The sequence below is a fragment of the Bradyrhizobium iriomotense genome, assembly GCF_030160715.1.
Lineage (GTDB): Bacteria > Pseudomonadota > Alphaproteobacteria > Rhizobiales > Xanthobacteraceae > Bradyrhizobium > Bradyrhizobium iriomotense.
Genome location: NZ_BSOW01000017.1, coordinates 159097 through 184306, shown reverse-complemented (window position 1 = coordinate 184306; position 25210 = coordinate 159097). Strand labels below are relative to the sequence as shown.

Below are 25210 nucleotides of genomic sequence, written 5' to 3'. Positions count from 1 at the left end.
CTTCCGGTAGCCTCGGTTCCAGTCGCGTATCGTAAGGTGCAGGAATGGCGGAGCCTTCCCGGCCACACCGCTCGCAAGGGATTGCCGGGACATGGCCTGTGGGCCCTGCCGCTTCGGCCGGCGGTCTTGCGCCCGCCGGCTTCGGCGCCTGGTCGTCGCTGGCCGAAACGTTGCGCGGATGGGCGAAGGCGGAAGCCGGCGCGGGGCGGCTGCTGCCGTGGGTGCCCGTTGCCTTCGGTACCGGGATCGCTCTCTATTTTGCTGCCGACCACGAACCCGTGCTCGCGGTCGCGGCGATCACGGCGCTGGTGCTCATGGCAGGTAGCCTGCTGTTGCGGCGGAGCCGGTTGTTCGCGCCCGCCATCATGATCGCCGCGGTCGCCGCAGGCTTTGCCACGGCAACCTGGAAGACCGCGCGCATCGCGCACACCGTTCTGGCAAAGCCGCTCTATTCGGTGGCGTTGTCCGGCTTCGTCGAGACCCGCGACATCCGCGAGCGCACCGACCGCTTCGTGCTGCGCGTCACCGCGATGGAGGCGCCGCGGGGCGACGTCCAGCTCGAGCGCGTGCGGCTGTCGGTGCGCAAGGGCACGGCCCCCGAGGTCGGCAGCTTCGTGCAGCTCAAGGCGCGACTGATGCCGCCGCTCGCGCCGCTGCGGCCCGGCAGCTACGATTTCTCCCGCGACATGTTTTTCCAGGGCATCGGCGCGTCAGGCTTTGCGATGGGGGCGATCACGGTCGCCGCAGCACCGGAGGCCGGTGGCTTGCGGTTGCGCTATGCCGCGATCATGCAAGGCCTGCGCGATGCGATCGACACGCGCATCCGCGCCACGCTCGACGGCGACAATCGCGCAATCGCCACCGCGCTCCTCACCGGGCGGCGCGATGCGATCACCGAGCCCGTCAACGACGCCATGTTCATCTCAGGCCTCGGGCACGTGCTGTCGATCTCGGGCTATCACATGGCGGTCGTCGCCGGCGTCGTGTTCTTTGCGGTGCGCGCTCTGCTGGCGCTGATCCCGGGATTTGCAGTGGGCTATCCGATCAAGAAATGGTCGGCTGCGGCTGCGCTGGTGGCCGCGGCGTTTTACCTGCTGCTGTCCGGCGCCGAGGTCGCGACGCAGCGCTCGTTCTTCATGACCGCGGTGGTGCTGATCGCGGTGATGGTCGATCGCCGCGCCATCACCTTCCGCACGCTGGCGGTTGCCGCACTGATCGTGCTCGCGGTGGCTCCGGAAGCGCTGGTTCATCCGAGCTTCCAGATGTCGTTCGCCGCTACGCTTGGTCTCGTCGCGCTGGTGCAGATCGGCATGCCGAACCTGTTCGCCTCGCCGGACCATTCGACAACCGCGCGTATCGCGCTATGGGGCGGCCGCGAGCTCGTCATGCTGCTGATGGCCTCGCTGATCGCAGGGCTTGCGACGACGCCCTATGCCGCCTTCCATTTCCATCGCGTCACGCCCTATGGCGTGCTCGCGAATCTTGCGGCAATGCCAGTGGTTTCGGCGCTTGTGATGCCTGCCGGGATTCTTGGATTGATTGCTGCGCCGTTCGGGCTCGATGGTGTGTTCTGGTGGCTGATGGGGATCGGCATCGACTGGATGGTCGTCGTGACACGCTGGGTAGCGGCCTTGCCAGGTGCGGTCGGCCGCATCACGGCGTTTGGCATGGGGCCGCTGATCGCCGCCAGCATCGGCCTCGTCGTGCTGGGCCTGTTGCGGACGCCGCTGCGCTGGACGGGCGCCATCGTGCTGGCGCTCGCGATCGGCTGGGCGCTGCATATGCGCCAGCCCGACATTCTGATCGCAGGCGACGGCCACAGCGTCGCGGTGCGTGGCAGGGACGGCAAGCTGCACCTGATCCGAACCGGCAAGGACAATTTCCTCCTCAAGGAGTGGCTTGCAGCCGATGGCGATCCGCGCGGCGCGACCGATACCTCGCTCGCCGATGGCGTCTCATGCGACGAGGCCGGCTGCGCGACGCCGCTCGCCGATGGTCGTCTGGTCGCGCTGTCGCTGCGTGTCGATGCGCTGGCGGATGATTGCAGCCGCGCCGCGCTGGTGGTGACGGCAAAGCCGTCCGCGCCGGATTGCGCGGCGATGGTCGTCGATCGCGAGCGCCTGAAGACGCAAGGCGCACTCTCGCTGTCGCGGAGCGGCGATGGTTTCACGCTGCAAACGGTGAAAGCAAGGGGCGCAAACCGCCCCTGGTCGCCGGCGGGAGCCGGCGATAGCGATTTCGAGCTCAGCCTCGCACCGCGGCCGGCCACGTTACGCAGCAAGGACGCTACGCCGTCGGAGGCCGACCTGCAGGCCGAGGATTAAAGGACGCGTCAGCCAATCGGCAGGCGTGTCGTGGGCGTCGTGGTCGGGTGCTGCTCGACGGCGGGCTGCTCTGTCTTCTCGCCGAGGGGCTGCGTCACCGGCAATTGCAGAACCGTGGCACGCTGGCCTTCGACGAGCTGAGTCACCAGCACGTAGTTGCCGTCGGGGAATTCGATCGCATCGTGATGACGATCGGGAATGTGCGGATCGACCTTGCCGAACTTGCCGACGCGGGAATTGACGGTACGCGTCCAGATCCAGCGATTGTCGTAGCGGACGTTGTCGGCGAAGGCGAGCTCGGTGCCGGGCAGGAGGCAGACGGCAACCGAGAGATCACGCTCCGACGCAAATCCACGCGTCGAGGTGCCGCGGAAGGTTGTCGTGACGATCGTCTCGCCGACTTGAGCGGGGCGGGTCGCAACGGCATGTAGGCTGTAGTCACACATCGGAGTGCTCCTCATGCGAGATAGCAGGTCCGCGCCCCCCGGAGGCGCAGGCCTCTATCAGAGTGGAAGCCTACGAGTGTATCGCGTTTTTGTGGGCAAATCTGCGGCCCGTCTGCGCGGCGCCCGATCACATTATCTTTCCCGGATCCTTCCCGGCAAACGAGGAACAAAGCCGCACGCTACGACTCTATCTTGGTTCACACCATTCACTCACGCGAGCTCCATCAACGGCCGGCAGGAGCCGAGTACCCCGAATAGGGCCAGCTCGCCTGCGGCGCGGGAGCGATCGCATTGCTGGAATTGCGGAAAGGCGCGGTGGTTGCCGCGTGCTCTGTCTTGCGGACGGCATGGTGGTGCTGCGCTGCATCGCTCGCGGATGCCGATTCCGCGATCAAGGCCGCCGAGATCACGCTCAAAATCATCTGTCGCATGGCTTTGTCCTCTGCATCATGCACGGCGCGTTCGCGCCTGCCATGCTCTGAGGATGTAGCTCTGCGCAGGTGAGGGGATAATCGCAGCGGAGGCGAAAACACTATCCGCCCGGAGCGGACAATCCGTCCGCCCGTGTCGCTGCGCGATAGCCGGCCATCTGCCGGACAAGGGCCATCAGTACTTCCGGTACAGCCCGATCAGCTTGCCCTGAATCTTGACCCGGTTCGGCGGCAGGATGCGCACCTCGTAGGCGGTGTTGGCGGGCTCCAGCGCGATCGACGCGCCGCGGCGCCGGAAGCGCTTGAGCGTCGCTTCCTCGTCGTCGATCAGCGCCACCACGATGTCGCCGGTGTCTGCGGTCTCGTTGCGCTGGATCAGCGCCATGTCGCCATCCAGGATGCCGGCATCGACCATCGAATCGCCGCGCACTTCGAGCGCGTAGTGCTCGCCCGAGCCGAGCATGTCCGGCGGCACGCTGATGGTGTGGCTGCGGGTCTGCAATGCCTCGATCGGCGTGCCGGCCGCGATCCGTCCCATCACGGGCACGGCGACCGGACGCTCGCCCTCGTCGGCAGGAGCGCTTGCACCCCGCACCTTGCCGAGATTGCCTTCGATGACGCTTGGCGTGAAGCCGCGGCGGCCGGCGCCTGCGGCCTGAAGCTCGGGCAGCTTGATGACCTCGATGGCGCGTGCGCGGTTGGGCAGGCGACGGATGAAGCCGCGCTCTTCCAGCGCGGTGATCAGGCGATGGATGCCCGACTTCGAGCGCAGATCGAGCGCATCCTTCATTTCGTCGAAGGAGGGCGGCACGCCGCTTTCCTTGAGGCGCTCACTGATGAACCGCAGAAGCTCGTATTGTTTGCGCGTTAACATCTCGACCAAGTCCCCCGGTTGACGTCGTTCGATTCCGAGACGCCAGATTCAGCAGAAGCCACTGGATGCTCGAAACAAATCATGAACGGACACTATATGTTCGATATGTGTTCCGCAACCACTTAATTTTGGGTGAACGCGGCGAAGTTCGCGTCAGGCGCGAATCAGATCGCACTCACACGGGCAGCCGCAACACCTCGCAAGGCGTGCCTGCTTCGGCCTTCGGCGCGAACGGTGCGCGCACGAGAAGTGCCTGTGCGGCGGCAAGATTCGCAAGCAGCGAGGAGTCCTGATGGTTGACGGGAACGGCCACCAGCGTGCCGTCCTCGCGCTCCTCGAGCCGGGCGCGCAGATAGTCCTCGCGGATGTCGTTGGGGCCGACGTCGCGCCCAAGCACGGCGCGCTCGCGGCGGTGATGAACGCGCGATCGGCCCGCCAGCGCGCGAATCAACGGCACCATGAACAGGAAGCCGCAGACATATGACGAGACCGGATTGCCGGGCAGGCCGATCACCCGCATCGCGCCGAGATGGCCGTGCATCATCGGCTTGCCGGGCCGCATTGCGATCTTCCAGAACGCCATCTCGAAGCCTTCGGCCTGAAGTGCCGGCCTGACCAGATCATGGTCGCCGACCGAAGCCCCGCCGGTCGTGATCAGGATGTCGGCGCCGCATTCGCGGGCGCGGCGGATACCGGCGGTGGTCGCCGCAACGGTATCGGCGGCAATGCCGAGATCGATCGTTTCGGCGCCCTCGGCCCGCGCCAGCGCATGCAGGGCGTAGCCGTTGGAAAAGACGATCTGGCCCGCGCCCGGCGTGGAGCCGGGCATCACCAGCTCGTCCCCGGTCGCGAGAATCGCGACTCTGGGCCGGCGGCGGACGGCGAGCGCCGGGTGATTCATGCCGGCGGCGAGCGAGAGGTCGCGTTCGGTGAGCCTTGTGCCCTTGCGCAGAAGCACGTCGCCCTCGCGGAAATCGACGCCGGCCGGGCGGATGTGCCGACCGACGATCGCGGCCTCCTTGATCGTGATGCGCTTGCCGTCAGCGACCGTGTCCTCCTGGATCACCACGGCGTCTGCGCCATCGGGGACGACGCCGCCGGTGAATATTCGCACTGCTTCACTCGCGCCCACTACGCCGGTGAACGGCCGGCCGGCCGCGACCTCGCCGATCATGGTGAGCTCCGCGCCCACCGTCGCCGCATCGGCGGCACGCACCGCATAGCCGTCCATCGCCGACATCGCCTGCGGCGGCTGCGTGCGCCTCGCCGCGACGTCGCGCGCCAGCACGCGATGGTAGGCATTGTCGAGAGCGACCGTTTCCTCGGCCAGCGGCTCCGCACCCGCGAGCACGGTGGCAAGCGCATCGGACACCGGCATCAGGGCCACGGGCAAAACTCCTGCAGAGCAAATCGAAGGACAGGTCGCGTTGCGTTCTAGCCGACTGCGCGCGTCGAGGCAAAAAGGCAGGTGGAGAGGGCCGGGCTGATCGCTCGCTATTGCGATGGCAGGCCAGATCGGCAGTAAGGCACCGCGGTCGGAAAATGCCTGAGGAGGTGAGATCAGGGTAATCGCGGAAATAGACGCCACGCGTGCAGGCGCGGGGCCGTGCTTGACCAATCCAAGTCAGAACGAAAATGCTTATCGGGGTCGCCGCGCGATCGTCTCGATGACGAGGAAGACCGGAATGACTGTGGCCAGACATGCCACAGCGACGACCAGGCTCACGGCTAACATCATGTGGCTCCCGTTTCATTGTCCGGATCGACGTCGGGCGCCCTCAGGCCGACATCCTTCTCCGGCAGCGGGTCAGCCTGCGCTTTCAGATCAGCCGCCTTGCTCACCAGCTTGGCGGAGAGCTGCGAATTCGACGTTGATTTGGCGAATTTGAGAAGGATGGAAGCTTGCTTGTTGAAATAGGTCTTGCCCAACACGTTACGCGTCCGTTGTAGAGAAACCCAACAGACGTAAGACTCCGACGTGGCTGGATCCGTTCCGGGAACTCTGTATAAAATTGCACACAGTGAGCTTGTTCCACATTCTACTCAAAAAAGTTCCAGGAGAGGGCCGGAACCAGGCGCCGAGCAACCGCAGCGAAGCGGCCGTGCTCTCAGAGTCCCAGCGCCTTCAGCGCCTCGCCGACGTCGTGAGGCGATGTCACGTGAACCGCGGTCAGCCCTCGTGCCCGCGCGCCTTCGACGTTTTCCGCCAGATCATCGAAGAACACGATGCGCTGCGCCGGGACGCCGATCGCGGCGACGACATGGTCGAAGGCTTCAGCATCGGGTTTGCGCAGGCCGATGCTGGAGGACAGATACAGCTGGCGGAAATGGCCGAGCAGGTCGGCATACTCCTTCGAGAAATATTCCACATGCGGCCGGTTGGTGTTGGAGAAGGCATAGAGCGGCACGTGCTTCGCAGCGCGCGGCAACAGGTTGGCGATGTCGGGCATCTCGCCCGCGAAGATCGCGTTCCAGCCCTCCAGGAACTGCGCGTCGGAAATTTCGATGCCGAGCGAGCGCCGCAGCGAGTCGAAATAGACCTCGTCGCTGATCTTGCCCATCTCGTGCAACCGATAGGCTTCGCTATCCCGGACATAACGCGCCAGGATCGATTGTGGTTCGCAGCCGGCATGTCCCGCCCAGCAGGTGATCGCCTTGGAGAAATCGATGTCGAGCACCACGCGACCGAGATCGAACAGAAGCGCATCCGCGCTGCCGGGAGAGAGGTGGGAGGTCATTGCATCCTTTCAGTAACGATAGGGCTCGATGTCCAGAAGCGGAAACGCGCTGAATACACTCGGCGCGTTGGTCGCGGTCGCCGGATGCAGGCAGGATGCGTTCACCTCGGCAAACGAGGTGGCCCCTAACAGCCCGAGACAGCGCAGCACTTCGTCTTCCAGCAGCTCGAGCATCCGCGTGATGCCGGCTTCGCCGGCTGCGGCCAGCGCCCAACACTGCAGGCGCCCGATGCCGACGAGGTCCGCACCCATGGCGATCGCCTTGACGATATCGGTGCCGCGGCAGAAGCCGCCGTCGACCATGATCTTCGCGCGTCCCTTCACGGCGTCGACGATTTCCGGCAGCACATGCATGGCGCCGCGGCCATGATCGAGCTGGCGGCCGCCATGGTTGGAGACGTAGATCCACTCGACGCCGCGATCGAGCGCGACCAGCGCGTCCTCGGCGGTCGCGATGCCCTTGATGATGAGCGGGATCTTGAACTTGTCCTTGACGAGCTTCACGGTCCGCCACTCCAGGCCCTTCTGGTAGTCGCCGCCGGTGGCGCGCAGCCGGCTCTCGCGAACATAGCGCTTGGCGATGTCGCGTTCACGACGGCTGTAATGGGCGGTGTCGACCGTCAGGCAGAACGCGGCATAGGTGTTTTTCACCGCGCGGGCGACGACATCCTCGACGAAGGCGTCATCGCCGCGGACATAGAGTTGGTAGAAGCGTAGCGCATCGGGAGCCGCTTCCGCTGTCTTCTCGAGGCCCGGGTCCGACACTGAGCTCAGCATGTGCGCCGCGCCGAAGGCGCCGGCGCCGCGTGCGACGGAGGCCGCGCCGTGCGGATCGAAGATCTCGAGCGCGCCGACCGGCGCCAGCACGACCGGCAGGCGCATCTTGCGGCCGAACTGCTCGACGGAACCGTCGACATTGCGCATGTCGCGCAGCACGCGGGGGCGGAAGGCGATCTCGTCCAGCGCCATGCGGTTGCGGCGCATCGTGGTCTCGGTCTCGGCGGCGCCGACGATATAGTCCCAGGCATTCTGGTTGAGGTTGGAGCGCGCCTTGCGGATGAATTCGTGCAGGTTCTGGAACGGCTCGTCGCTGGCGCCGAGTTCGACGTTTCGTTGGGACCGGATGCGGGGCGCTTCGTTCATTGTTATCCTCCCGAGAATTTGAAGCCTTATTTCATCGCCTATCCGGTTCGGCCCGCCAAAACCATCCCAAAATCGCATAGCTTCAACGCATGGTCGGGCCAGGCGATTCCCCGCCGGGTGCGAACGGGCCGGCGAACCTTGCCAAAAGTTTAGGCCAAAGACGCCAAAGACGAAGGGATTTTTGCCGGATACAAGCCGACGTGGCGGACCGGCCTTGAAGAAACCAGAATGGTATTGTGAGAAACGGGCTGGATCGCCATTTGCATGGCGGCTCCCAACCGCCAGCGAAAAGGCCAATCAATCCATGCGGAAAACCCTTCTGTTCCCCCTCGGCGCGCTGACCGGCGCGTGTTTGACTCTGCTGGCAACCTCTCCGCAAGGCGGACATTGGGTGGCAAAGGCGGCGGCGGGCGCGGACGATGCCTATTCGCAACTGAACCTGTTTGGCGAGGTCTTCGAGCGGGTCAAGGCGAGCTATGTCGAGAAGCCAGACAATTCAAAGCTGATCGAGGGCGCCATCAACGGCATGGTGACCTCGCTCGATCCGCACTCGCGCTACATGAACGACAAGGCCTGGACCGAGATGCAGGAGACCACCTCCGGCGAGTTCGGCGGACTCGGCATCGAGGTCACGATGGAGGAGGGTCTCGTCAAGGTGGTGGCGCCCATCGACGACACACCGGCCTCCAAGGCCGGCCTGCTGTCCGGCGACCTCATCAGCAAGATCGACGGCGAGGCGGTGATGGGCATGACGCTCGAGCAGGCCGTCAACAAGATGAAGGGGCCGGTCGACACCAAGACCAAGCTCACCATCGTGCGCAAGGGCGCCGACGCGCCGCTTGACGTCGCGATCACCCGCGAGATCATCCATGTGCGTCCGGTCCGGTTCCACACCGAGGGCGGCGATATCGGTTATATCCGCGTCACCTCGTTCAACGAGCAGACCACCGACGGCTTGCGCAAGGCGATTGCATCGATCTCCAAGGATATCCCGCAGGAGAAGCTCGCAGGCTACGTCGTCGATCTCCGCAACAATCCGGGCGGGCTGCTCGACCAGGCCGTCTCGGTGTCGAGCGCCTTCCTCGCCCGCGGCGAGGTGGTGTCGACCCGCGGCCGGAACCCGGAAGAGACCCAGCGCTTCACCGCGCATGGCGGCGACCTCACCAAGGGCAAGCCGCTGGTGGTGCTGATCAACGGCGGCTCGGCGTCGGCGTCCGAGATCGTGGCCGGCGCGCTGCATGACCACAAGCGCGCCACGCTGATCGGCACGCGCTCGTTCGGCAAGGGCTCGGTGCAGACGATCATCCCGCTCGGCACCGGCAGCGGCGCGTTGGCGCTCACCACCGCGCGCTACTACACGCCGTCGGGCCGCTCGATCCAGGCGCAGGGCATCGCGCCCGACATCGAGATCCTCCAGGACGTCCCGCCGGAGCTGAAGGGCCGTGTCGACACGATGGCCGAATCCCAAATGCGCGGCCATCTCTCCGCCGCCGACGGCAGCGAGCAGACCGGATCGCAATCCTATGTTCCGCCGGAGGAGAAGGACGACAAGGCGCTGCACGCCGCCTATGACTTCCTGCACGGCGTAACCGTGAATGCGGCGGCCGCGAAACCGGCACAAAAGGCGGCAGTGCCGAACTAAAGCATGATCCGGAAAAGTGTGAAGCGGTTTTCCGGAAAGATCATGCGTAAACAACAACCTAAAGCGCGATGACGATTCATCCTAATCTCATCGCGCTTTAGCCGATTGAGTGTCGAGATGCCGGGTGGGCAAAGGAGCGTAAGCGACGTGCCTACCGCTTCTGCATCCGCGGCCAGACGAGAGGTGGGCACGCTTCCGCCTTCGCTCTCCGAGCTACGGCGGACAAGTCGCTTTGCCTACCCTGCCGCAAGCGGGAGCGAGGTGAAGGGAACTAGCCCGCTTCGCGGCGGCGGCTCTCGTGGCTGCTCCTCTGGGCAAGCCGGGTGCGGTGAAGCGCAAACAGCTCCTGCACCTTGTCGGCCGGCTTTGCCGCGCTGAACAGATAGCCCTGCATTTCGCTACAGCCGAGCGAGCGGAGCAGGCGCTGCTGCTCCTCGGTCTCCACGCCCTCCGCGGTCGTGGTCATGCGCCGCGCAGCGGCGAGGCCGACCACGGCCTGCACGATGCTGGAGGAGCCGTCGGGTCCCGCGATGTCCTCGACGAAGCAGCGGTCGATCTTGATCTTGTCAAACGGGAAGCGGTGCAGGTAACTCAGAGATGAGTAGCCGGTGCCGAAATCATCCAGCGCGATGCGCACGCCGATGGCGCGGAGCTGATGCAGGATGGCGAGCGCGGTATCGTCGTCGCGGATCAGCACGGCCTCGGTGATCTCGAGCTCGAGCCGGCTTGCCGGCAGGTCGGAGGCCGCGAGCGCCGACATGATCTTCAGCGCCAGCGTGCCGCTCTTGAATTGTACCGGTGAGACGTTGACGGCGAGGCGGATGTCATCCGGCCAGGTCGCAGCATCCCGGCAGGCGGTCGCGAGCACCCACTCGCCGATCTCGTTGATGAGGCCCGTGTCCTCGGCGATCGGGATGAATTCGGCGGGCGAGACCATGCCGCGCTCCGGATGGCGCCAGCGCACCAGGGCCTCGCAGCCCGTGATGCGATCGTCCTTCAGGCTGAGGCAGGGCTGGTAGAATACTTCGAGCCCACCATGGGCGATGGCATGCCTGAGATCGGTCTCGAGCTGTCGCCGCTCGCGCACCTTTGCATCCATCTCCGGCTCGAAGAAGCGGTAGGTGTGTCGGCCCGCGGCCTTGGCGGCGTACATCGCCAGATCGGCATTTTTCAGGATCTGATCGAGGTCGACGCCATGGTCCGGCGCCAGCGCAATGCCGATCGAGGCGTCGGTGGTGAGATGGTGGCCCATGCAGTCGAACGGCTCGCGGATTGCGGCGAAGACCCGCGCCACGAGATCGGTGATGTGGTCGGGCGAGGTCACGGCACTCTGCACGATCGCGAATTCGTCGCCGCCGAGGCGGGCGACGAATTCGGTCTCGCCGGCGCAACGGTTCAGATGCTCGGCGATCGACTTCAAGAGCTCGTCGCCGACGAGATGGCCGAGCGCGTCGTTGACGCCCTTGAATTCGTCGATGTCGATGTAGTGCACGGCGATCTGCTCGCCGCTGGCGATCGCACCCAATGCGTCCCGCAGATGCTCATGGAACATCGTGCGGTTGGGCAGGTCGGTCAACGCATCGTAATGCGCAAGATGCGTGATGCGCTCCTCGGTGCGCCGGCGCTCCGTGATGTCCTCATGCGTCGCGACCCAACCGCCGTCGGCAAGCGGCTCGTTGACGATCTGGATCGAGCGTCCATCGGACGTGTCGACGACCATGGAGTTGCGCAGGTGGATGTCGCGCAGCACGCGCGCGGAATAGCGATCGACATCGCCGGCGAACGAGCCGGTCGCCTTGCGGTGCGCGATGATGTCGTGGAAGCTGCAACCGGGCTTCACGACGTCGTCCGACAGTCCATACATTTCCAGATAGCGCTGGTTGCAGACCACCAGCCGTCGCGAGGAGTCGAACAGCAGAAGCCCCTGCGTCATGTTGTTGACGGCGCGATCCAGCCGCTGCTTCTCCAGCGTCAGCCGTTCCCGCGATAGGCGGTGCTGCTCCGACAATTTGCGCACAACCGCGATCAGGAGCGCCGCGATGGCGAGCGCCGAGGCAAGCGCCACCGAGACCAGCATGCCGATCTGCTCCCGCCAATTGGCAAGCGCAGCGGCCTGCGTCGTGGTCGCGACCATCACGATCGGAAAGTGGGGCAGGGCATGGGACGAGACCAGACGGTCGTCACCATCGATCGGGCTCGTGAAGCGTCCGGCAAGATGATCGACCTCGAACAACCTTCGCTGGGCATCCGGGCCGGTCTTGAAGTTTCGCCCGATCATGTCGTCGAGATGGGGGAAGCGGGCGAGCAGCGTGCCGTCGCTGTGGAGCATCGAGATCGTCGCGTCGTCGCCAAGTGCGACGGAGGCGAAGAATTTCTCGAAGCTTGCAGGCTCGATGCCGCGCCCGACCAAGCCCAGGAACTCGCCGTTCGGGCCCGTGACCCTGCGCAGGATAAGGATCGTCCACATGCCCGAGACACGGCTGTGCACGGCTTGGACCAACACGTCAGGCGAGCGCGGGTCGGACTTGAAGGTCCGGAAGTAAGCGCGGTCGGCGACGTTGACCTTCGGCGCGGGCCAGGTAAGCGACGAATTGATCAGCTCGCCGTCAGCGTCGAAGATGTTCACGCCGCCGACATAGGACAGCGCCTCCATCTTGGAGCGAAGCAGCCGGTGGACGTCCTGTGTGGCCAGGCGCTTGCGGTAGTCTTCGACGCTCGCGATGCCGCTTGCGCGCATATTGGTGATCAGGTCCTTCTGGATGACCTCGAAATCCTGAAGCTGCTGATCGAAATGGTGGGCGAGGAGCAGGGCCGTGTTGTCGAGTTCGCGCGCGCTGTTGCGAAGCGCCCGTTCGCGGAAATTCATCGCCATCAGCGTCGCGCCGATCGCGATCGCAGCAATCAGCAACGTGCCGCCCACCACCAGCCAGCGGATCGGTCCGCTGCGGATCAATGCCGTTTGATCGAGGAGACGACTGACGAATCCCGTCATGACCTGATTAGCTTCGGTGCACACGCCAGGATCAATTCTTGAGCCCGGAAACATCCGTTGGTTTACGGGAACGATGTGGAGGCGACGTTAGGAATCGCAGTTAATGGAGGGTAAATCGGACGTAGCGTTCATGACGCGCGTGCGATGAGCGGGACCAGCAGATATTGCCGGTAGCGTGCATATGAGCGGTCAAATCTTGCCGACTTCGCCCGCGTCAACCAGTATTTAACCATCTAACGTGCTGGCGAGGTTCACACGTGCTCTGGCACGACGCTTGCGAGTTGTCTTGTCATCCCTTGGGAGAGGACAGGATAACTGGATCATGAAGACGATATTGCAGAAGTTCATTGCCGACGAGTCCGGCGCCACCGCGATCGAATACGGCTTGATCGCTGCCGGCATCGCGCTCGCCGTCATCACCGTCGTCAACGGGCTCGGCACCAAGCTCAACAGCAAGTTCGGATCCATCAGCGCCTCGCTGCGCTGATCGCCCGCGTTCCGCTTCGCAACAGGGGCGCCGCCACGATCAGCGCCGCGACGACGTTGGCTGCGGCGCTGATCAGGATCGGCAGCGTGTAGCTGTGCGTGGCGTCGTAGGCGAAGCCTGCGGCGCTCGGCCCGATCAGCGTGCCGAACGCGACGCTGGTGTACAGAATGCCGATGATACCGCTGACGTTGCGCCCGCCGAAATGGTCCATCACCACGGCGGGGAGCACCGCGACCCAGCCGCCGTAGAACACACCATAGACGAATGCGAAGCCGGCAAGCGCGAAGGCGCTCGCCGAGATCGCCCAGATCGCCATGGCGAGCGCCATGCCGAGCAGGACCATGATCAGCGAGCGGTCGCGGCCGATCCGGTCGGCAAGCCCGCCGAGCAGGAAGCGGCCGGCGGTGCTGCCGATGCCGATCGTGCCAAGCAGCAGCACGGCGGACGAGGTCGCAACGCCGTGATCGCGTGCGTAGGGCACGAGATGCACGAAGGGGACGAAGGCTCCGAAGGAGCAGACCAGGCACGACAAATAGAGGCCGGCAAACCGCGCCGAGCGCACGGCCTCCAGCACCGGGGTGCCTGCGCTCTTGATCGCGCGTGCCGGCTCAGGCGGATCGCCGTCCGGGCCGAGGCCGCGATCACGCGGATCGTTCTCGAGCAGCAATGAGATCCCGCAGCCCAGCACGATGGCGACCGCGGCCAGCACCAGATAGGCGCCGCGCCAGCCAAATGTCGCGATCAGCAGCGAAGCGATCGGCGGCATCGCCAGCGTGCCGAGCCCGATGCCGCTCACGGCCAGCCCGGAGGCGAAGCCGCGGCGTTTGACGAACCAGCGCTGCACCGCGCCAATTGCAGGGACGTAGGCGCAGCCGACGCCGAGGCCTATTCCGAGTCCGTAGGCGAGATAGACCTCGGTGAGGGAGCGCGCCGCGCTCGCGGCCGCAAGCCCCGCGGCGACCACAATCATGCCGGTCACGGCCAGCGGGCGCGCGCCAAAGCGGTCGGCGAGCGGGCCGCTGACGACGCCGAGCGCGAAATACAGAAAGCCGGCGATCGAGAACACCAGCGAAACCGAGCCGCGCGAAGCGCCGAAGTCGTGCTGGAGCGGCTCCAGGAACGCGCTGAACGTGTAGGCGGAACCGAAGCCGACGAACGTCACCGCGAAGGCCGCGGCGACGACGAGCCAGCCGTGGAAGATGCGGGGGCGGGTGAACGTCGTTGCGTCCGTTGTCATCTCGGCCTCCATGGTCTGATCTGCTCGACACCATTAAACGATTAATACCTGTGTCAGTTGCCGTAAACTAGTAAAAATGATTTACTGGTGTGCATGTCGAAACAGTCCCGAAAATTCAGGGTTCCCGACGATCTGGCGAATCTCTACGACTTCGCCAATTCGCTCGATGTCCGCCATTTCACGCATTTCGGCGTGCAGCATCCGCAGAGCGACGCGCTTTCCGGTCCGAAGGAGCTTGGGGGCTGGTTGGCGGAACACGGCATGGGCGAGGGCGGCGAGAAGATCACGCCTGCGATGTTCCAGACCGCGCTGCGGCTGCGCGGGGCGCTGCGCGCCTACCTGCAATGCGAGCCGACCGAGCGGCGGAGGGACAGGGACGTCCTTAGTGCGCTCGGTGGCGCGCTCGAACCGTTTCCGCTGCGGGTGGAGATCCGGGCCGGTCGCGGCGCGACGCTGTCTGCGGTGCGTCAGGACGCGCTTGCCGGCCTGTCGGCCATCGCCATCGAGCTACACGACGGCACGCTCACCGGCACGCTGGACCGGCTTAAGATGTGCGCGTCGGAGGAATGCCGCCGCGTGTTCTACGACCGGTCGAAACCGTCCACGCGGCGTTGGTGCATGTCGACGCTGTGCGGCAACCGGATGAAGACGCGCGCCTATCGCGAGCGCCAGCGCGAGGCGAAATAGCGGGGCGCGCTTTAGGCGCGGTAATGGCCGGACTTGCCGCCCATCTTCTCGACGAGATGGATGCCTTCGATGCGCACGCCGCGCTCCACCGCCTTGATCATGTCGTAGATCGTGAGGCAGGCGACCGAGACGGCGGTCAGCGCCTCCATCTCGACGCCGGTCGGACCTGTGACCTTCACCGCGGCGCGGACGAGGCAACCCGGCAGCTTGTCGTCGGGCTCGATGTCGACGGTGACCTTCGAGAGCGCGAGCGGATGGCAGAGCGGGATCAGCTCCGAGGTGCGCTTGGCTGCCATGATGCCGGCGATGCGAGCGGTTCCGAGCACGTCGCCCTTCCTGGCGTTGCCGGAGCGGATCAGATCGAGCGTCGCCCTGGTCATGACGACGCGCCCCTCGGCAACCGCGAGCCGCTCGGTCGCGGGCTTCTCCGACACGTCCACCATCCGCGCCTCGCCGGAGGCGCCGATATGGGTGAGGGCGGGTTTTGCCTTTGCTTTGGTCTTGGCTCTGGTTTTGGACGGTGAACGCGCCATCTCAGCGCGTGCCCGTGGCGCGCGGGGCCTCGCGCGACAGCAGCGCGCGGGTGGCAGCCGTCACGTCGGCCTGCCGCATCAGGCTTTCGCCGACCAGGAATGTCGACATGCCCACGCGCTCGAGGCGGGCGAGGTCCGCCGGGGTGAAGATGCCGCTTTCACCGACCATCAGCCGGTCGCTCGGGATCAGGGGTGCCAACGTCTCACTTGTCGCCAGCGTCGTTTCGAAGGTGCGCAAGTTGCGATTATTGACCCCGATCATCGGCGAGCGCAGTTTTAGCGCGCGGTCGAGCTCGCTCGTCTCGTGGATCTCGATCAGGACGTCCATGCCGTAGGCGAGGGCGGCGTCTTCGAGATCCTTGGCAGTGGCATCGTCGAGCGCCGCCATGATGATCAGGATGCAGTCGGCGCCATGGGCGCGGGCTTCCACCACCTGGTAGGTGTCGAACAGAAAATCCTTGCGCAGCACCGGCAGCGACGTCGCCGCGCGTGCCGCGACCATGAAGTCGAGATGCCCCTGGAACGAAGGCGTATCCGTCAGCACCGACAGGCAGGCCGCGCCGCCGGCCTCGTAGGCCTTGGCGAGCAGCGGCGGGTCGAAATCGGGACGGATCAGCCCCTTTGAGGGCGAGGCCTTCTTGACCTCGGCGATTAGCGCATAGTCGCCATTGGCAAGTTTCTGCCGGATCGCGCGCAGAAAGCCGCGCGGCGCAGGTGCAGCCTTGGCCTTGGCTTCCACGGTGGCAAGCGGCTCTGCGCGCTTGGCCGCCGCGATCTCCTCGCGCTTATACGCCTCGATCTTGGTCAGGATGTCCGACATGCAGGGCTCAGCTATTGGAGACCGCGATCAGGTGCTTTAGCCGAGCCGACGCCGCGCCGCTGTCGATCGACTTGGCGCCGAGCGCCACACCTTCCTTGATGTCGTTGGCACGGCCGGCCACCACCAGCGCTGCGGCCGCGTTGAACAGCGCGACGTCGCGATAGGCGCTCGGCTTGCCGTCGAGCACGCCTTGCAGGGCGATGGCGTTGGCATCGGCGTCGCCGCCCTTCAGGCCGACGGCGTCGCAGCGCGGAAGTCCGGCGTCCTCGGGGGTGATCTCAAAGGTCTTGATCTCGCCCTTGTGCAGCGAAGAAACGAAGGTCGGGCCGGTGAGGGTGATCTCGTCGAGCCCGTCGGAGCCGTGCACCACCCAGACCGAGTCGGAGCCGAGATTCTTCAGCACCTGCGCCAGCGGCTGCACCCATTGCCGGGAGAACACGCCGACCATCTGCCGCTTCACGCCGGCCGGATTGGACAGAGGTCCGAGCAGGTTGAAGATGGTGCGGGTGGCGAGCTCGACGCGGGTCGGGCCGACGTTCTTCATCGCGGGATGATGCGCGGGCGCGAACATGAAGCCGATGCCGCATTCGCGCACGCAGCGGCCGACGTCCTCGGGCTTGAGATCGATCTTCACGCCGAGCGAGGCCAACACGTCGGCTGCGCCCGAGCGCGACGACAGTGCGCGGTTGCCATGCTTTGCGACCGGCACGCCGGCGCCCGAGACGATGAACGACGCGCAGGTCGAGACGTTGACCGAGCCCGAGCCGTCGCCGCCGGTGCCGACGATGTCGACGGCATCCGCCGGCGCGCTAACGCGCAGCATCTTGGAGCGCATCGCCAAGACCGCGCCGGTGATCTCGTCCACGGTCTCGCCGCGCACGCGCAGCGCCATCAAAAGCCCGCCCATCTGCGAGGGCGTGGCCTCGCCGGACATCATGGCATCGAAGGCGGAGGCCGCTTCGTCACGCGACAGGCTGGCGCCGGTCGCCACTTTTCCAATGATCGATTTCAGGTCGTCCATCGCGTGCTTTCAACTGATTACTGGTTCGCGCCCGTCACCTGCGCGAAGGCGGCCTGATTAATGGTGGTTCCGATGTCGGTTTCAAGCTTGTTGACGTAGGACGCGACCTGCTCGTCGGTGAGCGACCGGTCGAGGCTCTCCTTCAGCTTGGCGATCGCGTCGGAAGCGAGATCGACCGGCGGATCGACGATGTCGGTCACGCGGAAGATGATGACCTCGCCGCCCGCACCAGGGCTCTGGCCGACGCCGTCCTTGGCGGCGCGGAATGCGGCCGCGACCAGGCTCGACGGCACGCCGGCGGGCGTATCCTCGCGCTTGAAGCCCGCGGCGGTCTCGACCTTGGCGTTGATGGCGGCGGCTTCGTCTGCAAGCTTGCCGCCCTGTTCGAGCTTCTGCACGATCTCGGTGGCCTTGGCGCGGAGCTTGGTCGTGATCTGATCCTGACGCCAGCGCGCCTCGACCTGGTCGCGGACCTCGTCGAGGCTGCGTTCGCGCGACTGCGTCACGCCGAGCACGTCGTACCAGACATAGCCGCCGCGGAAGGAGATCGGATCGTTGTCGACGCCGACGTCGCTGTTGAAGGCTTGCGACACCACGTCGAGCCCTTGCGGGATTCCCGCGACCGGTTGGCCGCTGGGCGTCCGGCCGGAGCGGTCGACGGCCTCGATGGTCACGGCAGCAAGGCCGAGCTTCTGCGCCGCGTCGACGACGCTGGAGCCGCCGCCGCGCTCGTCTTCCATCTTGTCGCGCAATTCGGCGACCTTGGCGCGAGCGCGCTCGGCCGCGATCTCCCGTTTGATGTCGCCGGCAAGGTTGGCGTAGTTGGCCTCCGCGCCGGGCTCGATCTTGTCGACCTTGACGAGCGCGACGCCGAAGCGGCCCTGGACGGGCTGGCTGATCTCACCCGCGGGCAGCGCGAATGCGGCGTCCGCCACGGCCGGATCGAGGATCGCGGATTTTGTCACGAGGCCGAGATCGGCGTCCGCCGCGCTGAGCCCGCGCTCCTTGGCGAGGTCCTCGAACGACATTCCGCCCGCGAGTCGGGTACGCGCAGCTTGCGCTTCCTCGACCGTGGGAAACACGAGCTGGTGCACCTGGCGCTTCTCCGGCGTGCCGAGCCGGTCCTTGCGCTGCTCGAACACCTTCTTGGCGTCGTCATCGGAGACCTCCGTCCACTTGCCGATCTCCTCCGGCGAGATCACGACGAAGGAGATCTTGCGGTATTCGGGCGCGCGGAACTGGACCTTGTGGTCCTCGAAATAGGCGGCAAGCGCCTCGGGCGAGGGCGGATCGATCGTGCCGGCCTGCGCCGCGTCGAGCTTGACGAATTCGATCGAGCGCTGCTCGTTCTGATAGCGGCTCAGCGCGTCGATCATGGTCTTGGACGGCTCGAGGCCTGCGCCGATCGTGCCGGTGATCTGCCGGCGCACCGACACCTTGCGCTGCTCGGCGGTGTAGCGCTGCTCGGTGTAACCGAAATTGCGGATCATGGCCTGGAAGCGCTGCGCATCGAAATTGCCGGCGGCGCCCTTGAAGTTCGGGTCGTTCATGATCATGCGGCGGATCTGGTCGTCCGACACGCCGAGCCCGAGCCGGCGAGCCTCTTCATCGAGGGCGGCTTCCGCGATGGTCTGCTGGAGCACCTGGCGGTCAAGGCCGAAGGCGCGCGCCTGCTCAGGCGTCAGCGGGCGGCCGAACTGGCGGCCGATCTGCTGCATGCGGTCGGTATAGATCTGGCGGAATTCGTTCAGCGAAATCTCGGTGTGGCCGACCTTGGCCACGGTCGACTGCCCAAAGCCGCGGAAAATGTCGGCGATGCCCCAAATGCCGAAACTGATGATCAACACGCCCATCACCACGGCCATAATCGTTTTGCCGAGCCAGTTTGATGAGGCCTTGCGCATTCCTCGAAGCATTGCGTCCAACTTGTTTGGCAGGAGGGAACCGGGCGCGTCTTAAAGCGGATTCCGCAAAAGCGCATCACCGAATTGATATGGCATCATAAAGTGGCGGCTTTCCCCCCGCAACCTGCCGCTCCCTTAAGCTGTGTTAACAGGGCCGGGTCTCTGGAACTGCGGCGCCCGGTCTGCTAGCGCATGCCAGACCTCATTTCGCTGGAATTTGGACATGACAGACGCCATCCGACCGCTGATCGCCGGAAACTGGAAGATGAACGGCCTGAAGGCCTCCGCTGCCGAATTCGACGCCATGCTCACGGGCGCGGCAGCGGTCGCCGCAAAGGCCGATCTCCTGGTGTGTCCGCCGGCGACGCTGATCGCGGCCTTTGCTGCCAAGGCGGCCGGCAAGACGGTCGCCGTCGGCGCCCAGGATTGTCACCCCAAGGCCTCCGGCGCCCATACCGGGGATATCGCGGCGGAAATGCTGGCGGATGCGGGCGCATCCGCCATCATCGTCGGCCATTCCGAGCGCCGGGCCGACCACGGCGAGAGCGATGACTTGGTGCGGCAGAAGGCCGAGGCCGCGTGGCGGGCAGGTGTGATCGCGATCGTCTGCGTCGGCGAGACGCAGGGCCAGCGGGATGCCGGCCAGACCCTGGATATCCTGCGCGGCCAGCTCAGCCTGTCGCTCCCGGGCGGCTCAAAGGCCGACAATCTGGTCGTGGCCTATGAGCCGGTCTGGGCAATTGGCACCGGCCTGACCCCCACGGCCAAGGATGTCGAGCAGATTCATGGCTTTATCCGGGAACTGCTGATCTCTCGCTTCAGCGACGAGGGAGCGAAGATGCGCATCCTCTATGGCGGCTCGGTCAAGCCGTCGAACGCGGCCGAACTGATGGCGGTCAAGAACGTCAACGGCGCGCTGGTCGGCGGCGCCAGCCTCAAGGCGGCCGATTTCCTTGCGATTGCCAAGGGCTGCCCCTAGCTAAAAGGACTGCCCTTAGCTAAGCGGCAAAGCGCAGGCGGCTCAAAGCGGAGTCCGGACCGATCGGGGGTGGCAATGCCAGTCCTGATCGTGTAACACCGCGCAACTTCAGGAAAACCCGCAAAGCGCGATGGCTGCCGGCACCGGCGCTGTCGGCTTGTGACGGAAGGGTACCATGCAGACCGTTGTGATCGTTATCCATCTCATGATCGTCGCCGTGATGATCGGCGCCGTGCTGCTGCAGAAGTCGGAAGGCGGCGGCCTCGGCATGGGTGGAGGCGCAGGCTTCATGTCGAGCCGCGGCACCGCGAATCTTCTGTCACGGACGACTGCGATCCTGGCCGCCGGGTTCTTCCTCACCAGCCTGTTCCTGTCCTGGTATGCCGGCTACGACCGCAAGCCCTCGTCCATCATCGGCCAGCCTGCGTCACAGAGCCAGCCTGCCAGTGGCGCGGCTCCGGTGGCGCCGCCGACCTCGGGTGGCGTCCTGGATACGCTGAAGAAGGCGGACGAGCAGCAGCAGAATCAGGCGCCGAGCGGTCCACAGGCGCCACGCTCGCAATAAAGCAGAGGGGCCATGCAGGACGACGCCTAGCGTCCTGCATCAACAATCCCCATCAAGGTTCTGGCAACACACTCAGTTCTGGCTCACCCACAGGCCCGCAAATTGTTTGGGGCGGGACGCGAATCGCTTTGGCGAATCGAGTTCGGGGGATTAAAGGTTAAGTCCCATGGCGCGGTACATATTCATCACCGGCGGCGTGGTTTCTTCGCTCGGCAAGGGTCTGGCTTCAGCGGCACTGGGTGCTCTGTTGCAAGCCCGGGGCTACAAGGTCCGCCTCCGCAAGCTCGACCCCTATCTCAATCTCGATCCCGGAACGATGTCGCCGTATCAGCACGGCGAAGTGTTCGTGACCGATGACGGCGCGGAGACCGATCTCGATCTCGGTCACTACGAGCGTTTCACCGGACGGCCTGCGACCAAGCAGGACAACATCACGACGGGACGCATCTACCAGGACATCATCTCCAAGGAGCGCCGTGGCGATTATCTCGGCGCGACGATCCAGGTCGTGCCGCACGTCACCAACGCCATCAAGGAGTTCGTGCTGTCAGGCAATGACGGCTACGACTTCGTGCTGGTCGAGATCGGCGGCACCGTCGGCGACATCGAGGGCCTGCCGTTCTTCGAGGCGATCCGCCAGCTCAAGAACGAGCTGCCGCGCGATCACGCCGTCTACATCCATCTCACGTTGTTGCCGTATATCCCGAGCGCGGGCGAGCTGAAGACCAAGCCGACGCAGCATTCGGTGAAGGAGCTGCGCTCGATCGGCATCCAGCCGGACATCCTGCTCTGCCGCACCGACCGCGAGATTCCGAAGGAAGAGCGCCGCAAGCTCGGGCTGTTCTGCAACGTGCGCGAAAGCGCCGTGATCGAGGCGCGCGACGTCGACAACATCTATGCCGTGCCCGAGGCCTATCACGCCGCGGGCCTCGACGACGAGGTGCTCGCCGCCTTCGGCATCGGCTCGCGGATTCCACCGGAGCTGCGGAGCTGGCAGCAGATCAACGAGCGCGTCCGCAATCCCGAGGGCAACGTCACCATCGCCATCGTCGGCAAATATACCGGCATGAAGGATGCATACAAATCGCTGATCGAAGCGCTGTCGCATGGCGGCATCGCCAACAAGGTGAAGGTCAATCTCGACTGGATCGAGAGCGAGATCTTCGAGAAGGAAGATCCCGCGCCGTTCCTCGAGCACGTCAACGGCATCCTGGTGCCCGGCGGCTTCGGCCAGCGCGGCGCCGAAGGCAAGATCCGCGCGGCGCAGTTCGCGCGCGAGCGTGACGTGCCGTATTTCGGCATCTGCTTCGGCATGCAGATGGCGGTGATTGAAGCGGCGCGAAACCTCGTAGGCATCGAGGAGGCCAACTCCACCGAGTTCGGCCCGACCAGCGAGCCGCTGGTTGGTCTGATGACCGAATGGCTGCGCGGCAATGAGCTCGAGAAGCGCTCGCAGGCCGGCGACCTCGGCGGCACGATGCGGCTTGGTGCGTATCCCGCGGCGCTCAAGCGCGGCAGCCGCGTCTCGCAAGTGTATGGCGGCGCGACCGAGATTTCCGAGCGCCATCGCCACCGCTACGAGGTCAACACCGCCTACAAGGACCGCCTCGAGCAGCACGGCCTGAAGTTCTCAGGCCTCTCGCCCGACGGCGTGCTGCCGGAGATCGTCGAATACGAGGACCATCCGTGGTTCATCGGCGTGCAGTTCCACCCCGAGCTGAAGTCGCGGCCCTTTGAGCCGCATCCGCTGTTTGCCTCGTTCATCCAGGCGGCGGTGGTGCAGTCGCGGTTGGTGTAAGCGCCCGCCGGCCTTTGACGCGCGCACAAATTGTTGCGACAACTCCCTGCCACAAGAACAACAATGCAGGGAGTAAGCTCCAATGATCTACGAGATGCGCCAGTATCGTTGCGTGCCGGGCCGGCTGCCGGCGCTGCTCAAGCGCTTCGACACGATCACGCTGAAGCTCTGGGAGAAGCACGGCATCAAGCAGGCCGGGTTCTTCACCACGCTGATCGGCGAATCCAACCAGGAGCTGACCTATTTCCTGGCCTGGCAATCGCTTGCCGAGCGCGAGACGAAATGGACCGCCTTCATGACCGATCCGGAGTGGCTCGAGGCGCGCGCCAAGACGGAAGCGGATGGCCAGATCGTCGCCAATATCGTCAGCCAGATCCTGGCGCCGACCGCTTTCTCCGCGGTGAAATAACCGCCGGGCCGCCGCTGCAACCCTGATATTCGAGGGGGCAGGCCGAATAGGGTTGATCCGCCCCTCATCGCCGCTATGGTCGCGCCGAAACAGGGGATTTGGTCTTGAGCGCCACCAATTCTGCAGCGCCGGTCGTCACGGTCGGCTCGGTCAGGTTCGGCAACGATCTGCCGATCGCGATCATTGCCGGCCCGTGCCAGCTTGAAAGCCGCCAGCATGCGCTGGAGGTTGCGTCCGCGCTGAAGGAGATCGCTGCGCGCCTGAAGATCGGGCTCGTCTACAAGACCTCCTTCGACAAGGCCAACCGCACCAGCGCTTCTGCCACACGCGGGCTGGGGCTTGCGCAGTCGCTTCCGATCTTCGCCGAGATCCGATCGTCGATCGGCTTGCCCGTGCTCACCGACGTGCATGACGCCAGCCAATGCGCCGAGGTCGCGCAGGCCGTGGACGTCCTGCAAATTCCGGCCTTCCTGTGCCGGCAGACGGATCTCCTGCTGGCCGCCGCTGCAACCGGCAAGGTCGTCAACGTCAAGAAGGGACAGTTTCTGGCGCCCTGGGACATGGCCAACGTCGTGACCAAGGTCACCAGCGCCAACAATCCCAATGTGCTCGTCACAGAGCGTGGCGCATCCTTCGGCTACAACACGCTTGTCTCCGACATGCGCGCGCTGCCTATCCTGGCGCGCACCACCGGCGCGCCCGTGGTCTTCGACGCCACGCATTCGGTGCAGCAGCCGGGCGGAAAGGGGACGTCGTCCGGCGGCGAGCGCGAATTCGTACCGGTGCTGGCGCGCGCGGCCGTCGCCGTCGGCGTTGCCGGCATCTTCATCGAGACTCATCCCGATCCCGACAACGCGCCGTCGGACGGACCCAACATGGTGCCGTTGCGCGAGTTCGAAGGTCTCATCCGCAGGCTGATGGCGTTCGACGCGCTCGCAAAGACTCCGCGCTGATGTCGCAAGGAGAGGCGCGGCCGCACGATCACGGCTTGCCGCCGGCTCTCTACGTCATCTCCGGCGCGAGCTTTGCGGCGGCGCTCTCGGCCCGGGCGCTCGACCCGGTGCTGCCGCACATCGCCGAGGATTTCAGCGTCAGCATCGCGACCGCCGCAGGCTTCTCCGCAGTCTTTGCTTTCACCTTCGCGGTCATCCAGCCGCTGATCGGCGCCGCCGCCGATCTCTTCGGCAAGCCACGATTGATGATTGGCTGCCTTGCGGTGCTCGGCGTCGCGAGCATCCTCGGCGCGCTCTCGACCTCGTTCCCGCTGCTGTTTGCTACCCGTATCCTGGCCGGCGTCGGCTCGGGCGGCGTGTTTCCGATTGCGCTGAGCCTGACCAGCGATCTCGTCGGACCTGAGAAGCGGCAGATCGCGATCGGCCGCACGCTCGCGGGCGCCATGACCGGCAACCTCCTGGGCGCATCTGCGTCCGGCCTGATCGGCGACTTCCTGGGCTGGCGCGGCGTGCTGGCCGTGCTCGGCGTGCTGGTCATCGTGGCCTCGATTGCAGTCGCGGCCGGCTTCCGCGGCGCCAAGATCAAACATCCGCCGAAGACGAGCCTTTCGGCGCTGAGGACCGGCTATCGCACCATCTTCACCAATCCGAACGCGCCGGTGTGCTACTCGGCCGTGTTCATCGAAGGCTGCTGCGTGCTCGGCCTGTTTCCCTACATCGCCTCGTTCCTGTTCGACCTCGGCGAGACCTCGCTGTCCGTTGCCGGCATCGTCATCGCCGGCTTTGCGGTCGGCGGGCTGTTTTACACCATGACGGTGTCGCGCCTTCTGCCGTGGCTTGGCGTCAAGGGCATGATGATCGCGGGCACCGTGCTGGTGGCCTCGCAACTCGTCGCGGTCGCCTTCGGTCCGCGCTGGGAAATCCAGACGCTCAACCTCGTGGTGATGGGTTGGGGCTTCTACATGGCCCATGGCTGCCTTCAGGTCTTTGCCAGCGAGCTGTCGGTCGAAGCGCGCGCCACCGCGCTGTCGCTGCACTCGTTCTTCTTCTTCATGGGCCAGACCGTCGGCCCGCTCGCCTATGGCTTCGGGCTTGCGCATGGCGGCAAGGGACCGACGCTGTTCGCTAGTGCTGGCATCATGGTGGTGCTGGGGCTGGTCTGTGCGCGGCTGCTCAGGCAGCGCGCGCCGGCGGATGCGCGGGCCTGACGGCTTAGCAATTCGTTGC

Annotated in this window: 23 protein-coding genes; 10 read left to right on the top strand and 13 right to left on the bottom strand. The window is 65.4% G+C overall.

The annotated features are described in order from the left end of the window. The first annotated feature begins 44 nt into the window (after positions 1-44). Entirely contained in the window at positions 45-2324 is a 2280-nt protein-coding gene (locus tag QQL28_RS24555; RefSeq protein WP_284269383.1) for a ComEC/Rec2 family competence protein, read from the top strand. Positions 2325-2332: 8 nt separating this feature from the next. Here QQL28_RS24555 and QQL28_RS24550 read toward each other — a convergent pair whose 3' ends face one another. The 7 genes from QQL28_RS24550 to QQL28_RS24520 form a co-directional block, all read right to left on the bottom strand. Further along, positions 2333-2770 (bottom strand): hypothetical protein, encoded by a 438-nt coding sequence (locus tag QQL28_RS24550; protein WP_284269381.1) that lies wholly within the window; start codon positions 2768-2770, stop codon positions 2333-2335. 224 nt (positions 2771-2994) lie between these two features. Next, entirely contained in the window at positions 2995-3201 is a 207-nt protein-coding gene (locus QQL28_RS24545) for a hypothetical protein (protein ID WP_284269379.1), read from the bottom strand. 175 nt (positions 3202-3376) lie between these two features. Then, the gene (gene lexA / locus QQL28_RS24540; RefSeq protein ID WP_284269377.1) at positions 3377-4075 is read right to left on the bottom strand and encodes a transcriptional repressor LexA; all 699 of its coding nucleotides are present in this window, start codon (positions 4073-4075) and stop codon (positions 3377-3379) included. 175 nt (positions 4076-4250) lie between these two features. Beyond that, positions 4251-5462, bottom strand: coding sequence for a molybdopterin molybdotransferase MoeA (locus tag QQL28_RS24535; protein WP_284269375.1), 1212 nt, complete (start codon positions 5460-5462; stop codon positions 4251-4253). Positions 5463-5809: 347 nt separating this feature from the next. After that, positions 5810-6007 (bottom strand): hypothetical protein, encoded by a 198-nt coding sequence (locus QQL28_RS24530; RefSeq protein ID WP_284269373.1) that lies wholly within the window; start codon positions 6005-6007, stop codon positions 5810-5812. A 176-nt stretch (positions 6008-6183) separates the two neighbouring features. Next, complete coding sequence (locus QQL28_RS24525; protein ID WP_284269371.1) at positions 6184-6813, bottom strand: HAD family hydrolase; 630 nt, start codon at positions 6811-6813, stop codon at positions 6184-6186. A gap of 9 nt (positions 6814-6822) precedes the next feature. Continuing rightward, a complete protein-coding gene (locus QQL28_RS24520) occupies positions 6823-7956 on the bottom strand; it encodes an alpha-hydroxy acid oxidase (protein WP_284269369.1) in 1134 nt (377 codons plus the stop codon). A 304-nt stretch (positions 7957-8260) separates the two neighbouring features. Between QQL28_RS24520 and QQL28_RS24515 the strand changes: the two genes are divergently transcribed. Then, a complete protein-coding gene (locus tag QQL28_RS24515) occupies positions 8261-9598 on the top strand; it encodes a S41 family peptidase (RefSeq protein WP_284269367.1) in 1338 nt (445 codons plus the stop codon). A 271-nt stretch (positions 9599-9869) separates the two neighbouring features. Here the strand turns inward: QQL28_RS24515 and QQL28_RS24510 are convergent, their stop codons facing one another. Then, positions 9870-12590, bottom strand: coding sequence for a bifunctional diguanylate cyclase/phosphodiesterase (locus tag QQL28_RS24510; RefSeq protein ID WP_284269365.1), 2721 nt, complete (start codon positions 12588-12590; stop codon positions 9870-9872). A gap of 322 nt (positions 12591-12912) precedes the next feature. Here QQL28_RS24510 and QQL28_RS24505 point away from each other — a divergent pair, with 322 nt between their 5' ends. Continuing rightward, entirely contained in the window at positions 12913-13077 is a 165-nt protein-coding gene (locus QQL28_RS24505) for a Flp family type IVb pilin (RefSeq protein ID WP_284269363.1), read from the top strand. Here the strand turns inward: QQL28_RS24505 and QQL28_RS24500 are convergent. Next, positions 13058-14314: an MFS transporter gene (locus tag QQL28_RS24500; RefSeq protein WP_284269361.1), complete on the bottom strand. Its 1257-nt coding sequence runs from the start codon at positions 14312-14314 to the stop codon at positions 13058-13060. The genes QQL28_RS24505 and QQL28_RS24500 overlap by 20 nt on opposite strands. A 93-nt stretch (positions 14315-14407) precedes the next feature. Between QQL28_RS24500 and QQL28_RS24495 the strand changes: the two genes are divergently transcribed. Then, entirely contained in the window at positions 14408-15001 is a 594-nt protein-coding gene (locus QQL28_RS24495; protein ID WP_284269359.1) for a CGNR zinc finger domain-containing protein, read from the top strand. 11 nt (positions 15002-15012) lie between these two features. Here the strand turns inward: QQL28_RS24495 and moaC are convergent, their stop codons facing one another. The 4 genes from moaC to QQL28_RS24475 are packed head-to-tail and all read right to left on the bottom strand — an operon-like array spanning position 15013 to position 19291. Then, positions 15013-15534 (bottom strand): cyclic pyranopterin monophosphate synthase MoaC, encoded by a 522-nt coding sequence (gene moaC / locus QQL28_RS24490; protein WP_284269357.1) that lies wholly within the window; start codon positions 15532-15534, stop codon positions 15013-15015. A 1-nt stretch (position 15535) separates the two neighbouring features. After that, a complete protein-coding gene (gene trpC / locus QQL28_RS24485) occupies positions 15536-16354 on the bottom strand; it encodes an indole-3-glycerol phosphate synthase TrpC (protein ID WP_284269355.1) in 819 nt (272 codons plus the stop codon). Between the two features lie 7 nt (positions 16355-16361). Beyond that, positions 16362-17375 carry an anthranilate phosphoribosyltransferase gene (gene trpD / locus QQL28_RS24480; protein WP_284269353.1) on the bottom strand — a complete coding sequence of 338 codons (1014 nt, stop codon included), beginning with the start codon at positions 17373-17375 and terminating at the stop codon, positions 16362-16364. A gap of 17 nt (positions 17376-17392) precedes the next feature. Continuing rightward, a complete protein-coding gene (locus tag QQL28_RS24475; protein WP_284269351.1) occupies positions 17393-19291 on the bottom strand; it encodes a peptidylprolyl isomerase in 1899 nt (632 codons plus the stop codon). A gap of 211 nt (positions 19292-19502) precedes the next feature. Here QQL28_RS24475 and tpiA point away from each other — a divergent pair, with 211 nt between their 5' ends. From tpiA to QQL28_RS24445, 6 genes are all read left to right on the top strand, one after another. Next, positions 19503-20258, top strand: a complete 756-nt coding sequence (gene tpiA, locus QQL28_RS24470) for a triose-phosphate isomerase (RefSeq protein WP_284269349.1) — start codon at positions 19503-19505, stop codon at positions 20256-20258. 175 nt (positions 20259-20433) lie between these two features. Next, on the top strand, positions 20434-20823 hold the full coding sequence (gene secG, locus QQL28_RS24465) for a preprotein translocase subunit SecG (RefSeq protein WP_284269347.1): 390 nt from the start codon (positions 20434-20436) through the stop codon (positions 20821-20823). Between the two features lie 166 nt (positions 20824-20989). Next, positions 20990-22621 carry a CTP synthase gene (pyrG, locus tag QQL28_RS24460; RefSeq protein WP_284269345.1) on the top strand — a complete coding sequence of 544 codons (1632 nt, stop codon included), beginning with the start codon at positions 20990-20992 and terminating at the stop codon, positions 22619-22621. 82 nt (positions 22622-22703) lie between these two features. Then, the gene (locus QQL28_RS24455) at positions 22704-23030 is read left to right on the top strand and encodes an NIPSNAP family protein (RefSeq protein ID WP_284269343.1); all 327 of its coding nucleotides are present in this window, start codon (positions 22704-22706) and stop codon (positions 23028-23030) included. A gap of 104 nt (positions 23031-23134) precedes the next feature. Then, positions 23135-23983: a 3-deoxy-8-phosphooctulonate synthase gene (gene kdsA / locus QQL28_RS24450; protein ID WP_284269342.1), complete on the top strand. Its 849-nt coding sequence runs from the start codon at positions 23135-23137 to the stop codon at positions 23981-23983. Then, positions 23983-25191 carry an MFS transporter gene (locus tag QQL28_RS24445; RefSeq protein WP_284269341.1) on the top strand — a complete coding sequence of 403 codons (1209 nt, stop codon included), beginning with the start codon at positions 23983-23985 and terminating at the stop codon, positions 25189-25191. Before kdsA ends, QQL28_RS24445 begins: the two co-directional genes overlap by 1 nt. Positions 25192-25210: the final 19 nt, after the last annotated feature.

Bases quoted from the DNA above. Each gene is read 5' to 3' on its own strand.
- lexA (WP_284269377.1), bottom strand. From the start codon at position 4,075: ATGTTAACGCGCAAACAATACGAGCTTCTGCGGTTCATCAGTGAGCGC.
- QQL28_RS24455 (WP_284269343.1), top strand. From the start codon at position 22,704: ATGATCTACGAGATGCGCCAGTATCGTTGCGTGCCGGGCCGGCTGCCG.
- secG (WP_284269347.1), top strand. From the start codon at position 20,434: ATGCAGACCGTTGTGATCGTTATCCATCTCATGATCGTCGCCGTGATG.
- QQL28_RS24555 (WP_284269383.1), top strand. From the start codon at position 45: ATGGCGGAGCCTTCCCGGCCACACCGCTCGCAAGGGATTGCCGGGACA.
- pyrG (WP_284269345.1), top strand. From the start codon at position 20,990: ATGGCGCGGTACATATTCATCACCGGCGGCGTGGTTTCTTCGCTCGGC.
- QQL28_RS24510 (WP_284269365.1), bottom strand. From the start codon at position 12,590: ATGACGGGATTCGTCAGTCGTCTCCTCGATCAAACGGCATTGATCCGC.
- QQL28_RS24545 (WP_284269379.1), bottom strand. From the start codon at position 3,201: ATGCGACAGATGATTTTGAGCGTGATCTCGGCGGCCTTGATCGCGGAA.
- QQL28_RS24500 (WP_284269361.1), bottom strand. From the start codon at position 14,314: ATGACAACGGACGCAACGACGTTCACCCGCCCCCGCATCTTCCACGGC.
- tpiA (WP_284269349.1), top strand. From the start codon at position 19,503: ATGACAGACGCCATCCGACCGCTGATCGCCGGAAACTGGAAGATGAAC.
- QQL28_RS24445 (WP_284269341.1), top strand. From the start codon at position 23,983: ATGTCGCAAGGAGAGGCGCGGCCGCACGATCACGGCTTGCCGCCGGCT.
- QQL28_RS24515 (WP_284269367.1), top strand. From the start codon at position 8,261: ATGCGGAAAACCCTTCTGTTCCCCCTCGGCGCGCTGACCGGCGCGTGT.
- QQL28_RS24520 (WP_284269369.1), bottom strand. From the start codon at position 7,956: ATGAACGAAGCGCCCCGCATCCGGTCCCAACGAAACGTCGAACTCGGC.
- QQL28_RS24475 (WP_284269351.1), bottom strand. From the start codon at position 19,291: ATGCTTCGAGGAATGCGCAAGGCCTCATCAAACTGGCTCGGCAAAACG.
- QQL28_RS24550 (WP_284269381.1), bottom strand. From the start codon at position 2,770: ATGTGTGACTACAGCCTACATGCCGTTGCGACCCGCCCCGCTCAAGTC.
- moaC (WP_284269357.1), bottom strand. From the start codon at position 15,534: ATGGCGCGTTCACCGTCCAAAACCAGAGCCAAGACCAAAGCAAAGGCA.
- QQL28_RS24525 (WP_284269371.1), bottom strand. From the start codon at position 6,813: ATGACCTCCCACCTCTCTCCCGGCAGCGCGGATGCGCTTCTGTTCGAT.
- trpD (WP_284269353.1), bottom strand. From the start codon at position 17,375: ATGGACGACCTGAAATCGATCATTGGAAAAGTGGCGACCGGCGCCAGC.
- QQL28_RS24505 (WP_284269363.1), top strand. From the start codon at position 12,913: ATGAAGACGATATTGCAGAAGTTCATTGCCGACGAGTCCGGCGCCACC.
- QQL28_RS24495 (WP_284269359.1), top strand. From the start codon at position 14,408: ATGTCGAAACAGTCCCGAAAATTCAGGGTTCCCGACGATCTGGCGAAT.
- trpC (WP_284269355.1), bottom strand. From the start codon at position 16,354: ATGTCGGACATCCTGACCAAGATCGAGGCGTATAAGCGCGAGGAGATC.